Origin of the sequence: Promicromonospora sp. NPDC050880 (genome assembly GCF_044456525.1) — a bacterium.
Taxonomy (GTDB): Bacteria; Actinomycetota; Actinomycetes; order Actinomycetales; family Cellulomonadaceae; genus Promicromonospora.
Genome location: NZ_JBITFV010000001.1, coordinates 200,011 through 212,491 on the forward strand (window position 1 = coordinate 200,011; position 12,481 = coordinate 212,491).

Genomic DNA, 12,481 nt, shown 5'->3' on the forward strand with positions numbered 1-12,481 from the left:
GGCCTTGCAACGTGTGCAAAGCAGCAGTAGTTTGCACACGTTGAAAACGACGCGGGGCCCCACGCACCGCGCAGGCACGAGGGAGTGCTCATGCACCCGAACCGCAAGACCCCCAGGGCGGTGGGCCGCCGCACCGCCGCAGCCCACCCCGTCCGTACCCGGCGCGGCGCCGCCACGGCCGCCGGCGCCGTCGCCCTCGGGCTCGCGCTCGCCGCGTGCGGCCCGTCCATCACCAGCGGCGACGCCGACGCCGCCGGCACGGCACCGGCGGCCGACCGCCTCCAGGCCCCCGGTGAGGAGTCACCCCAGGGCGAGATCACCATCTGGGACCGCTCCGGCGACCTGTTCGCCGTGTTCGAGGCCGTGATCGACGACTTCAACGAGGTGTACCCGGACATCACCGTGCACCACGAGGCCGTCGACATCGACGCCAAGCTCCAGAACACGCTGATCACCGGCGCCGACGTACCCGACGGAGTGTTCCTCGACGACGCCAAGGTGGCCGGATTCTCCGACCACCTCTGGGACCTCACCGACGTGCTGGCGCCCTACTCCGACGACATCGCGCCCCAGAAGATCGACGTCAACTCGGCCGGCGGCGCCATCTACGGCGTGCCGTTCGACCTCGACCCCGGCCTGCTCTTCTACAACGAGAAGGCGCTGACCGACGCCGGGATCGACGCCACCGAGATCGAGACCTACGACGACCTGCTGGCGGCGGCCCGCGAGTACCAGGAGGCAGTGCCCGGGTCGAAGCCGATCCATCTGGAGCAGAGCCCGTTCCTGGGCCAGCTCCAGCTCGAGATGTACGCGAGCCAGCTCGGCACGGCGCTGGCCGACGAGAACGGCGAGCTACGGATCGACTCCGACGAGTACCGGCAGGTGCTCGGCTGGCTCGACACCGTCAACCAGGAGGGCCTCGGCACACGGGCGGAGTACCTGTCGCCCACGGACGTCGGCGCCCTGGAGTCCGGCGACCAGGTGTTCTACCCCTGGGCGATCTGGTTCAGCTTCGCCCCCGAGCAGCAGCTCACGAAGACCAGCGGCGACTGGCGCGCCATGCCGCTGCCCGCGTGGGAGGACGGCGGGGCGCGCTCCGGTGCCATGGGCGGATCGTCGTTCGTGCTGCCGAAGGACGGCGAGAACTCGGACCTGGCCTGGCTGTTCTACGAGTTCCTCATGTTCCACGAGGACGGCTACAGCGCCGTCTGGGGCGAGAACGACACCTACCCGAACGGCCTGGCGACGTCGATCCCGGCGTACGCCCCGGCGGCCGACCCCGCGAAGCCGCTGTTCGGCCCCGTCGAAGGACTCGGCGGGCAGGATCTGTGGACCACCGCGGTCGAGGCCGGCGCGCAGATCCCCGGCGGGGCACCCGCGCCCACCTGGTGGACCGGCGCCGTCGACTACCTCGGCACCAACATCCAGCGGATGTACGACGGCGACATGACCCCCGACGAGGTCATCGAGCAGTCCACCGCGGACATCCAGACGAACCTCGTCGACCGGCAGTGAGCACGCTCGTCGCTCCCGGGCGCAGCCAGGGCCGGCCGCTGCTGCGGCCCTGGCTGCCCCGCAAGATCGCGCCGTACGTCTTCGTCCTTCCCTTCGTCGCCGTCTTCGTCGCCTTCAGCGTCTACCCGATGCTGTTCACGCTGCGTCTGAGCTTCACCGACTGGCGCGGCTCGGGTGCGGCGACGTGGGTCGGCTGGGACAACTACGCCTACCTGCTCGGCAACGACATGTTCTGGGGCTCGCTCGGCAGCTCGGCGGTGCTCTGGCTGATGATCGTGCCGGTACAGGTGGTGCTCGGACTGCTGGTCGCGGTGCTGCTGAACAACGCGAAGGTCCGGATGCGCTCCTTCTACCGGATCGCGTTCCTCGTGCCGTTCGTGACGCCGCTCGTGGCCGTCGCCCAGATCTGGGTGGTGGTCTTCGACCAGGAGTTCGGGGCGGTCAACGGGCTGCTCAACCTGTTCGGCCTGCCCGACGTCGGCTGGCTCACCACCAGCGAGTGGGCCAAGCCCACCCTTGCGCTGCTGTTCCTGTGGAAGACCACGGGCTTCATCGTGATCATCCTGCTCTCCGGCCTGCAGTCGATCGACGCGAGCGTCTACGAGGCCGCCTCGATCGACGGCGCCTCCCGCACGCGCCGGCTCTGGAGCATCACCGTGCCGCTCGTGCGGCGCACCCTGATGTTCTCCGTGGTGCTCCAGACGCTGGCCGTGTTCCAGATGTTCGCCGAACCGTTCGTCGTGACCGACGGCGGGCCGTACAACTCGACGACCACCGCGGGCCTGCACCTGTACGAGCACATCACCCGCGGCGACCTCGGCACCGGAGCGGCCAACTCGTTCCTGCTGGTGATCGTCGTGATGGGCCTCTCGCTGCTGTTCGTCCGGTTCCTGCGGACGGAGGACTGACATGACCACCACGCACGCCCCCGGCCCGGCCGGGACCCGGCCGGCCCGGACCCGCGCGACGGCGCCCCGCCCACCCCGGACGAGCCCTCGCGGGCTGCCCGGCGCCGTCGGCTCCCAGGCCTTCCTGCTGCTGCTCGCCCTGGCCTTCCTGGCCCCGGTCGCCTGGGCGCTGGTCTCGGCGTTCAAGCCGGCCACGCAGATCATCAGCGACCCCCTGGGCCTCGACCTGACGGGGCTCACCCTGGACAACTACCGCCGGATGTTCGCTGACGTGCCGATCGGCCAGGGCTTCCTCAACACGGCCGTCGTGCTGGTCACCAAGGGCGCCATCACGCTGTTCTGCGCGCCCCTGGCCGCCTACGCGTTCGCCAAGTACCGGTTCCCCGGACGCGACCTGCTGTTCGGCACCGTGCTCATCACGCTCATGCTGCCCACCATCGTGCTGATCATCCCGCTGCTGCTGGAGATGAAGGCCCTGGGCTGGGTGAACACCTACCAGGCCCTGATCCTGCCGGGCGCGGTCGACGCCTTCGCCATCTTCTGGATGCGGCAGGTGATCGCCGACGTCCCGGACGAGCTGCTCGACGCCGCCCGCGTCGACGGCGCGGGCGAGCTCGGCATCTTCACCCGGATCGTGCTGCCCGTGATCCGGCCCGCGCTGGCGGGCCTGGCGGTGCTCACCGTCATGAACATCTACAACGACTTCGTCTGGCCCGTGGTGGCCGCGAGCTCGGAGCGGATGGCCACCCTGCAGGTGGTCCTCTCCACCCTCGCGCAGAACATCACCGGCAACCGCGTCGGCGCCGACTACGCCACCGTGACCGGCGAGCTGCTGGCCGCCGCGTCGATCGCCCTCGTCCCCCTCCTCGTCGTCTTCATCGCGCTCCAGCGGCACTTCATCAACGGCATCCTCGCCGGAAGCGTCAAGGGCTGACCGCGCACTCCAGAAAGGCACACCCCACATGACCTCGGCTCCTCCGCGGCCCGACGCCGTCCGCGCCGCGCTCTCCGCCGCTCCGCAGGCAGCGCCCGCATACCCCCGCCCCGACCTCGACCGGTCCCACCGCTGGACCAGCCTGGACGGCGTGTGGGAGCTCGACGTGCCCGGCGGCGCGGCACCGAGCACCGTGCCGATCACCGTCCCGTTCGCCTGGGAGACAGTGGCGTCCGGTGTCGGCCGTACATGGCTGGAGCACGCGACCTACCGGCGCCGCATCGCGGTCCCTGCCGAGTGGGCCGGGGCACGCACCGTGCTCTGCTTCGGCGCCGTGCACCATCACGCCGTCGTACGGGTCGACGGTGCGGTCCTGGCCGAGCACGTGGGCGGCTCGACGCCGTTCGAGGTCGACCTCGACGGTGTGCTGGCCCCCGGTGCCGAGGGCGTCCTGGAGGTGGAGGTGCACGCGCCCGCCGACAAGCGCGCCATCCCGCACGGCAAGCAGCGTTCCATCCCGCGCGACGACTACGACGGTGTCTCGTTCACCCCGACCTCCGGCATCTGGCAGCCTGTCTGGCTGGAGGCGCGCGGTCGCACCTACGCGGCGCGGGTCACGGTGCGAGGCGAGTCGCTGACCGGGTTCGACGTGACGGTCGACGTCGCGGGGGACGCCCCGGCGGGTGCGCTGGTCACGGTCGAGGTTGCCGCACGCGCCGGCTCCGACCCGGGCGCAGGTCCCGGCGCGGGCCGGGCCGCGGGCACCACGACGGGCGCCGCCGAGAGCATCGAGCTCGTCGCCGACGGCACCGGGACGGCGTCGGGCCGGGTCGAGATCGCGGAGCCCCGGCTCTGGAGCCCGGCCGGTCCGCACCTCTACGTCCTGACGGTGACGACGGTGTCCGCGGCCGGCGGCGAGCCCGACCGGGTCGCCGTCACCGGCGGGCTGCGGCGCATCGAGCGGCGCGGCGAGCACCTGTACCTCAACGACGAGCGGATCTACCTGCGCGGTGTGCTCGACCAGGGCTACTGGCCGGAGTCCGGTCTCACCGCCCCCGACGTCGGCACCCTGGTCGCCGACCTGGAGCACGCCCGCGACCTCGGCTACAACCTGGTCCGCAAGCACATCAAGCTGGAGGACCCGCGCTGGCTGCACCACGCCGACCGCACGGGCATGCTCGTCTGGGCCGAGCCGCCCGCGCCCAGCCGGTTCGGCACCGAGGCGGCGCAGGCCTTCGAGGCGCAGATCGCGCCCATGGTGGAACGGGACGGCAACCACCCGAGCATCGTCGTCTGGGGTCTGTACAACGAGGAATGGGGCCTCGACTGGGACATCCCCGGCAGCCCCGACCGGGCCGACGCCGCGCTGCGGGCCTACGAGACGCTCCATGCCCTGGACAACACCCGCCCGATCGTCGAGAACTCCGGCTGGGCCCACGTCCGCACCGACCTCGTGGACTGGCACTACTACGACGAGGACCCGGCGGCCTGGGCCGCGAACGTCGCGGCGCTCGCGGCGGGCACCCGCGACGACTTCCCCGTGCGGCTGGCCCCGGACTTCCTCGCGAAGAAGTCCCTGTACGGGTCGGCGGACCACCCGCGGTCGGGTCTGCCGATCCTGAACAGCGAGTACGGGGCCGGGTTCACCAGCCTCGAACGGGCCTGGCACCTGCGCTGGCAGACCCAGGAGCTGCGCCGGCACGACCGGTTCGCCGGGTACGTGTACACCGAGCTGACCGACGTCGAGCACGAGATGGCCGGCCTGCTCGACGTCGACCGCCGGCCCAAGGACCGCGGTGGCCTGGACCCGCGCGACGTCAACGCCGAGACGGTGCTCGTCGTCGACCTGGTGCCTGTCCACGCGGGAGCCGATCTCGCCGTCCCGGAGGCCGACCTCGTTCTCGGCGTGCACGTGTCGCACCACGGACCCGGAGTGGTGCGCGGGCAGGTCCGCGCGGCGTGGGTCCCCGCGGGCACGCCGTTCGGCGAGGGCGGCGTCGGCGAGCCGCTCGGCACGGGATCCGAGACCGTCGAGGCCAAGCCGTTCGAGCTCAGCCCCGCCGTCACGGTCACCGTGCCGCCGCCCGGGCCGGTGACCGCCGCCCGTCTCCACCTCTGGCTCGTGGACGACGGCGGCGCCGTGCGGGCGCGGACGTTCGTCGACGCGGCCCCGATCGAGGAACCCAACCGGCGCGGCCTGCGCTGGGACGGCTGACGGGCGGTCGGCGCCGGAGCGGCGGCCGGGCCCCGGACGACTGGCACGGCCGCTGTCGGCGCGATCAGCCGCCGTCGCTGTTCGCCGCCTGCGAGGCCGGGCTCGGCCGGACGTCCAGGGTCTGCCCGATCTGCCGGACGGCGCGCTCGAGCAGGTCGTCCTGGTCGGTGTCCCACATGACAGCCTTCTGTGTCAGCACCCCGTCGAGCGTCAGTGCCGCGAGGCCGTGCCCGAGTGCCCAGAGCGTGATGCCGAGGGCGTGCGGGTCGCGCACGCCGAGCCGGTCGACGAGGTCGGTCAGGACCTTGAGTGCGGCATCGCCCGCCTCCTGCACCGCCGGGTGCTTCTCCGGCTCGGACAGCTCCGGGCGGAACATGACCTGGAAGTGGGCGGGCCGGCGCCGGGCGAACGCGACGTAGGCGGCCACGGCGCGTCCGACGTCGTCGGGCCCCGCCGCGGCCGTGGAGGGGCCGACGGCGACCGCGAGCTCCTGCGTGAGCAGCTCGAAGCCGCGGGCCGAGATGGCGGACAGCAGCGCCGCCCGGTCGGGGAAGTGGTGGTAGGGCGCGCCCGGGCTGACCCCGGCCTCGCGTGCGACGCGCCGCAGGCTCACCGCGCCGATCCCCTCGGCCTCGATGAGCCGCACGCACGCGTCGACCAGCTCCTCGCGGAGCGAACCGTGGTGGTACGTCTCCCGCTTGCGTGACCCGTTGACTGTCATGCCGGCAATCTATACGGTGCTCATAATCTGAACACCGCTTAGACTGGAGATGCGATGTCGAGGGTTCTTGTCACCGGCGCCACGGGATACATCGCCGGCCACACGATCGAGGAGCTGCTCACGGCCGGTCACGAGGTGCGCGGCACGGTGCGCTCCCTGCGGGATCCCGAGCGGGTGGCGCACCTGCGCCGGCTCGCGGAGTCCGCCGGCGGCCGGCTGGAGCTGGTCGAGGCGGACCTGTCCGCCGACGCCGGGTGGGACGACGCCGTGGCCGGGCAGGACTACGTGCTGCACACCGCCTCGCCCTTCCCGTCCGTGCCGCCGCGCGACGAGGCCGAGCTGGTGCGGCCCGCCGTCGACGGCACGCTGCGGGTGCTGGGGGCGAGCGCGCGGGCCGGGGTGCGGCGGGTCGTCATGACGTCGTCGCTCGCCGCCGTGAGTGCCGCGGGCGGGCGCGACGACCGGCGGTACACCGAGGAGGACTGGACGGACCTGGACAAGGCCGCGCCCTACGCCCGGAGCAAGACGCTGGCCGAGCGTGCCGCCTGGGACTTCGTGGCGGACCACCCCGACCTCGAGCTGGTGACCGTTCAGCCGGGGCTCGTGCTCGGCCCGGTGCAGCACGCGGCGGCCCGGACCTCCGTCTCGCTGGTGCGGCGGCTGCTGGCCCGCGAGATCCCGGCCGTGCCGCAGCTCGGGTTCGCGCCGGTCGACGTGCGTGACGTCGCCCGGGCGCACCGGCTGGCCATGGAGCTGCCGGCCGCGGCGGGCAACCGGTACATCTGCGCGGGCGACAACCTGTGGTTCGGCGACATCGCGCGGATCCTGGCCGACGAGTTCGGGCCCCAGGGGTATCGCGTCCCGACCCGGCGCATGCCGGTGTGGGCGCTGTGGGTGATCGGGCGGTTCGACCGCGAGGTGCGGCTCGGCCTCGACTTCGTCGGCAAGGCCGAGCAGGTCAGCGCCGAGAAGGCGCGGCGTGAGCTCGGCTGGGAGATGCGGCCGGTGCGGGAGACCGTCGTCGACACCGGCCGCAGCCTCGTGGGGCTCGGGGTGGTGCGGGCGCGGTGATCCGGCGCGGGGGGCAGGCCCCCCGCGCCGGGCTCACGCGGTGGCGTCGACCAGGTCGGTGTCGTTCGCCGGTGCCGGTCCCGGCGGGGGCACCGGGCGCCGAGGCCCGAGCACCAGCACCGCGACGAACAGCACGGTCATGACGGCGACACCGGCCCACATGGCGCCCTGCCAGCCCTCGACGAACGCCTCCCGCGCGGCGCGGACCAGCTCCTGCGCCGCCGGTCCGGCGTCGTCCGCCGCGCCGAGCGCGTTCGCGACGCCTTGACGGGCGGCGTCGGCGGCCTCCGGTGGGACGCCGTCGAGCCGGGACTCGACGGCGCCGCGGTAGCCCGCGGTCAGCACTGCGCCGAGAAGGGCGACGCCGAGGGCCGTGCCGAGCTCGCGGGTGACGTCGTTGAGCGCGGACGCGACGCCCTGCCGTTCCTGGGGGAGCGTGCTGGTGATGGCCTCGGTGGAGGGCGTCATCGACAGCCCCATCCCGACGCCCATCGCGAGCATGCCCGGCAGGACGGACGGGTAGCCGCCGTCGACCGAGACGAGGAGGGCCATGAGCGCGAGCCCGGCGCCGGCCAGGAGGGTGCCCGTCGCCATGGTCGCGCGGGGGCCGACGCGTACGGACAGCCGCGGGGCCAGTGCGGAGGCGAGCATCATCAGCACGGCCATCGGCATGAACGCCAGCGTGGACAGCAGTCCTGACCAGCCCAGCACGGCCTGGAAGAACGGGAACAGGACCACGAAGATGCCCGCCTGCACCCCGAAGACCACCAGCAGCGTGACCGAGCCGGCGGCCAGCGGCCGCCTGCCGAAGAGCCGCACGTCGAGCAGCGCGGCGTCCCGGCGGCGTGCCTCCAGGATCACGAAGCCGACGGCGGCGGCGACCCCGGTGGCCAGCGCGGCGAGGGTCGGCGGGGCGGTCCAGCCGCGCTCGGGCCCCTCCTGGAGCGCGAACACGAGGCCGAAGACGGCGACCACGGACGTGAGCGCCCCGGCGGTGTCGAACGGGTGCCGGGTGGTCTCGCGCGAGTCGGGCACCGAGCGCAGCGTCATGACCAGCGCGGCGAGCGCGAGCGTGACCGGCAGCGCGAACAGCCAGCGCCAGCTCACGAGGTCGACGAGGACCGCCGAGAGGAACATGCCGAGGATGCCACCGCCGCCGGCGACACCGGTCCACACACCGATCGCCTGCCCGCGCTCCTCCTCGGGGAAGGTCGAGGTGATGACGGCGAGCGTGACGGGCATGATCATCGCGGCGCCGACCCCGCTCAGCAGGCGGGCAGCCACCATGACCTCGGCCGACGGCGCGAACGCCGCGACCACGCCCGCGAGGCCGAACACCACCAGCCCGGCCACGAGCACGGGCTTGCGGCCCAGCCGGTCGCCGGCCGCCCCGAGGGGCAGCAGGAGCGCGGCAAGGGTGAGCGTGTAGGCGTTGATCATCCACAGCACCGTGCCCTGGGAGACCCCGAAGGTGACCGCGAGGTCGGGTTGGGCGACGTTGAGCCCCGACACCGACGCGATGACGGCCATGAGCGCCGTGCAGACGGTGACGAGGACGGCGCGACGCCGGCGCGCGTCCGGCCCGGTCACGCGAGGGCCGCCTCGGTGTCGGCCGTGACCAGGTCGGCGTTGATGTGCGCGCCGGCCATGGCTCCGGCCGCCGCCGATGCCCCCACCTGGGCGGACGGGTCGCCGACGTTGCCGGCAACCCACACGCCCGGCACCTCGGTGGTGCCGGCCGGGCCGGTGACGACGTGGCGTCCCATGCCGTTCGGCAGGTCCTGCACCGGCAGCCCGAGGCCTTCCAGACCCTCGGTCCGCGGCAGCATCGTGGTCGCGACGGCGAGCACGCGCCGGGCGACGACCTGCCCGTCGGCGAGGCGCACCCCGGCGATGCCGCCGCCGTCGTCCGCCACCACCTCCTCGACGGCGGGCTCGACCACACGGATGCCGCGCGCGACCAGGCGCGCCCGGGCGTCGTCGTCGAGCCCGGTGCCCCGCGCGAAGTACACCAGGTCGTCGGTGAGCTGCCGGAACAGCAGTGCCTGGTGCACGGACGCGGGACCGGCCGCGATGATGCCGATCGGCTCGTCGCGCACCTCCCAGCCGTGGCAGTACGGGCAGTGCACCACGCCGTGGCCCCAGTGCCGGGCCAGGCCGGGGACGTCGGGCAGGACGTCCCGCAGGCCGGTGGCGACCAGGAGGCGGCGGGCGTGCAGGGTGTCGCCGTCGGCGAGGTCGACGGTGAAGCGGAGGTCGCCGCCGTCGGCCGGCGTGGCCTTGACGACCTCCCCGGTCCGCACCGTGCCGCCGTAGCGACGCACCTCCGCGCGGCCCCGTTCCAGCAGCTCCGCCGGGGGAGTGCCGTCCAGGGCGAGCAGCCCGTGCACGCCGTCGGCGGGGGCGTTGCGCGGCGTGCCGCTGTCGACGACGACCACCGAGCGGCGGGAGCGGGCCAGCATCAGCGCGCCGTTCAGTCCGGCGGCGCCGCCGCCGATCACCACGACGTCGACCGTGTCGGCCGGCGCGGCGCCGGTCGCCGGGGTGGTAGGAGTGCCAGGCATGTCTGTCCTCTCTGTCGCGGCCCCCGGGTCGGGGCCGGACGGTGACGAACGTAGCCCGGCCTTGCGGCAAAGACATACACTCTTGCGTATGGCGCAAGAAGATGGCGAGCTGGACAGCCTCGTACGCAAGCGCATCCGGGCGCTCCGGGTGGCGCAGGGCTGGTCGCTGGAAGACCTTGCCACCCGAGCCCGGGTCAGCCAGTCCACGCTCAGCCGCATCGAGAACGGCCGGCAGCGCCTCGCCCTGGACCAGCTCGTCACCCTGGCGCGCGCCCTCGACACGTCGCTGGACCAGCTCGTCGAGACGGCCACGGACGACGTGGTCATCAACCCTGCCATCGACGTCGCGCACGGCTGGAAGCGCTGGCCCATCAGGGCGGAGCCCGGGATGAGCGTCGTCCGGCAGCGCCTGACCGACCCCGCGCCGGACAACCCGTCGCGCCTGCGCGCCCACCCCGGCCGCGAGTGGCTCGTCGTCATCTCGGGCACGGTGACCCTGCTCCTGGGCAACCGGCGGTTCCGCCTCGAGACCGACCAGGCCGCCGAGTTCCCCACCATGCTCCCGCACGCCGTCGGCGCGGAGGGCGGGCCGAGCGAGGTGATCGGCATCTTCGACCGGGACGCGCGGCGGGGGCACCAGCGGGGTGAGAGTGCCGGAGACCAGACGGCACGGCCCGGCACTCGCCGGTAGGACGGCCGGGCGACCGGCGCCGTTCACACCCGGGCCACGCCTGGTTCGCCTGACCGTCCCTCGCGGTTCAGCCGCGCCCACGACGCTGCCCGCAGACCCGTGGGCGCACCTTCCACGGGCGTGAGGCACCAGGAGAACCTTCATGACCGAGACAGGTACGAGCCGGCGCGGGTTCCTCCGCGGAGCGGGAGTGGCGTCGGCGGGCATCGTCGGGTCGCTCGCGGCGTCGGCCGCCCCGGCCGAGGCGGCCGGCACGGCGAGCGCCCCGGGCGCCCGGGGCCGGGAGAAGAAGCGCGGCTACCACTGGCTGGCGGGCGACCACCACCTGCACACCCTGTACAGCAACGACGCCATGTTCCGGGTCGACGACCAGGCCCGCCGCGCCCTGGCCGGCGGGCTGGACTGGATCGTGCTGACCGACCACGGCAACGCGCCCTACCGCGACCACGGCCTCGACCGCGCCCACGCGGACGTCACCGCCGCCCAGCGGAGGTACGCCGACGACCTCCTCGTGTTCTGGGGCCTGGAGTGGAACATCCCCGGCGGCGAGCACACCACGTTCATGCTCGCCCCCGGTGCCGACGACCGCGAGGTCATGCGCCGGCTGGTGTCGCAGTACGACGCCACCGTCGTCGGCGCCCGCGACGGCACCCCCGAGAACGAGGCGCTCGCGGGCGAGGCGCTGCGCTTCCTGGCCGAAGCCGTCCGGCGGCGCCGGGTCCGCGACGCGCTCGTGCTGCCCAACCACCCCGCGCGCAAGGGCATCGACTCGCCCCACGAGCTGCGCGACTGGCAGGACGCCGCCCCCGGCATCGTGATCGGCTTCGAGGGGTCGCCGGGACACCAGGCGGCCGGCCTGCCGGCCCCCGGCATGGCCCGCGGTCGTGGTCTCTACGACGGCGGCGCCGGCACCTGGTCGCACCCGGACTACCCCGAGGAGTCCTACCGCACGTGGGGCGGGTTCGACTGGATGACGGCGACCGTGGGCGGGGTGTGGGACAGCCTGCTGGCCGAGGGCCGCCGGTGGTGGATCACCACCACCTCCGACGGGCACCAGGGCTGCGGCGACTGGGTGAAGAACCCGGTGGACCCGCTCGACCAGACCGGGTACGACACCATCCCCTACAACGAGGCGGGTGACACGTTCGCGAGCACGGGCCAGTACCCGCCGCCGGTGAACGCGGGCCGGCCCGTCACCGAGTACAGCGCCCTGCCCCCGGGGCACTACAACAAGACATGGGTGGGCGCCGAGGACCGCAGCTACACCGGCGTCATGGAGGCGATGCGCGCCGGGCGCATGTGGGTCTGCTTCGGTGACCTCGTCGCGGGCCTCGACGTGCAGGTCCGGCCCCGGGGCAGGACGCGCTCCGGCGTCACGCTCGGTGACACGCTGTCCGTCCGGCGCGGGAGCGAGGTCGAGGTCGTGGTCACGATCGACCTGGCCGACCAGGTCAACGCCGCGGGCCTGCTGCCCGAGCTCGCCCGCGTGGACCTGATCCTCGGCGCGGTGACCGGGCCCGTCGCCGACCGCGACACGATCGTGGCCCCCGACACCCGCGTCGTGCAGTCCTGGGACACGACCGGCCGTGCGGGGACGATCGAGCTCGTCTACCGGTTCACGGCGGACCGGGCGTCGTACGTGCGGCTGCGGGGCACCGACGGGAAGCGGAGCCAGGTGGGCTACCTGGGGGCCGACGTGGACCCGGCGGGTCCCGCCATCGACGTGCTCGGCGCGGCGGACCCGTGGGAGGACCTCTGGTTCTACACGAACCCGGTCTTCGTGGAGGTCACTGACCGGGGGTGAGGCACCGGTCCGCTGCGGGCAGGCAGTTGCGCATGGATTCGGCGCCGAACCCGTGCGC

General features: G+C 73.5%; 10 protein-coding genes. 7 read left to right on the forward strand and 3 right to left on the reverse strand.

The features are described from left to right. Positions 1-90 precede the first annotated feature (90 nt). Genes ACIBBF_RS01005 through ACIBBF_RS01020 form a run of 4 tightly spaced genes read left to right on the forward strand, consistent with a single transcriptional unit; the run spans position 91 to position 5,572 of the window. Positions 91-1,515 carry an ABC transporter substrate-binding protein gene (locus ACIBBF_RS01005; RefSeq protein WP_397409561.1) on the forward strand — a complete coding sequence of 475 codons (1,425 nt, stop codon included), beginning with the start codon at positions 91-93 and terminating at the stop codon, positions 1,513-1,515. After that, positions 1,512-2,423, forward strand: coding sequence for a carbohydrate ABC transporter permease (locus ACIBBF_RS01010; protein ID WP_397409563.1), 912 nt, complete (start codon positions 1,512-1,514; stop codon positions 2,421-2,423). Before ACIBBF_RS01005 ends, ACIBBF_RS01010 begins: the two co-directional genes overlap by 4 nt. 1 nt (position 2,424) lies before the next feature. Further along, complete coding sequence (locus ACIBBF_RS01015) at positions 2,425-3,357, forward strand: carbohydrate ABC transporter permease (protein WP_397409566.1); 933 nt, start codon at positions 2,425-2,427, stop codon at positions 3,355-3,357. Between the two features lie 28 nt (positions 3,358-3,385). Beyond that, entirely contained in the window at positions 3,386-5,572 is a 2,187-nt protein-coding gene (locus ACIBBF_RS01020) for a glycoside hydrolase family 2 protein (RefSeq protein ID WP_397409568.1), read from the forward strand. A gap of 64 nt (positions 5,573-5,636) precedes the next feature. On the opposite strand, the gene ACIBBF_RS01025 is transcribed toward ACIBBF_RS01020, so the two are convergent. Further along, positions 5,637-6,293, reverse strand: coding sequence for a TetR/AcrR family transcriptional regulator (locus tag ACIBBF_RS01025; RefSeq protein WP_397409570.1), 657 nt, complete (start codon positions 6,291-6,293; stop codon positions 5,637-5,639). A 54-nt stretch (positions 6,294-6,347) separates the two neighbouring features. Between ACIBBF_RS01025 and ACIBBF_RS01030 the strand changes: the two genes are divergently transcribed. Beyond that, a complete protein-coding gene (locus tag ACIBBF_RS01030; RefSeq protein ID WP_397409572.1) occupies positions 6,348-7,364 on the forward strand; it encodes an SDR family oxidoreductase in 1,017 nt (338 codons plus the stop codon). 33 nt (positions 7,365-7,397) lie between these two features. Here the strand turns inward: ACIBBF_RS01030 and ACIBBF_RS01035 are convergent, their stop codons facing one another. Both ACIBBF_RS01035 and ACIBBF_RS01040 read right to left on the reverse strand, forming a co-directional pair. Further along, on the reverse strand, positions 7,398-8,954 hold the full coding sequence (locus tag ACIBBF_RS01035; RefSeq protein WP_397409574.1) for an MFS transporter: 1,557 nt from the start codon (positions 8,952-8,954) through the stop codon (positions 7,398-7,400). Next, a complete protein-coding gene (locus ACIBBF_RS01040; protein WP_397409576.1) occupies positions 8,951-9,928 on the reverse strand; it encodes an NAD(P)/FAD-dependent oxidoreductase in 978 nt (325 codons plus the stop codon). Before ACIBBF_RS01040 ends, ACIBBF_RS01035 begins: the two co-directional genes overlap by 4 nt. A gap of 88 nt (positions 9,929-10,016) precedes the next feature. On the opposite strand from ACIBBF_RS01040, the gene ACIBBF_RS01045 reads away from it, so the two are divergent. Next, positions 10,017-10,619, forward strand: coding sequence for a helix-turn-helix domain-containing protein (locus ACIBBF_RS01045; protein WP_397409578.1), 603 nt, complete (start codon positions 10,017-10,019; stop codon positions 10,617-10,619). Positions 10,620-10,761: 142 nt separating this feature from the next. Further along, complete coding sequence (locus ACIBBF_RS01050; protein WP_397409580.1) at positions 10,762-12,423, forward strand: PHP domain-containing protein; 1,662 nt, start codon at positions 10,762-10,764, stop codon at positions 12,421-12,423. The last annotated feature ends 58 nt before the right edge of the window (positions 12,424-12,481 follow it).

Coding starts and splice junctions, on each gene's coding strand:
- ACIBBF_RS01005 (WP_397409561.1), top strand. CDS start 91: ATGCACCCGAACCGCAAGACCCCCAGGGCGGTGGGCCGCCGCACCGCC.
- ACIBBF_RS01015 (WP_397409566.1), top strand. CDS start 2,425: ATGACCACCACGCACGCCCCCGGCCCGGCCGGGACCCGGCCGGCCCGG.
- ACIBBF_RS01020 (WP_397409568.1), top strand. CDS start 3,386: ATGACCTCGGCTCCTCCGCGGCCCGACGCCGTCCGCGCCGCGCTCTCC.
- ACIBBF_RS01025 (WP_397409570.1), bottom strand. CDS start 6,293: ATGACAGTCAACGGGTCACGCAAGCGGGAGACGTACCACCACGGTTCG.
- ACIBBF_RS01030 (WP_397409572.1), top strand. CDS start 6,348: ATGTCGAGGGTTCTTGTCACCGGCGCCACGGGATACATCGCCGGCCAC.
- ACIBBF_RS01040 (WP_397409576.1), bottom strand. CDS start 9,928: ATGCCTGGCACTCCTACCACCCCGGCGACCGGCGCCGCGCCGGCCGAC.
- ACIBBF_RS01045 (WP_397409578.1), top strand. CDS start 10,017: ATGGCGCAAGAAGATGGCGAGCTGGACAGCCTCGTACGCAAGCGCATC.
- ACIBBF_RS01050 (WP_397409580.1), top strand. CDS start 10,762: ATGACCGAGACAGGTACGAGCCGGCGCGGGTTCCTCCGCGGAGCGGGA.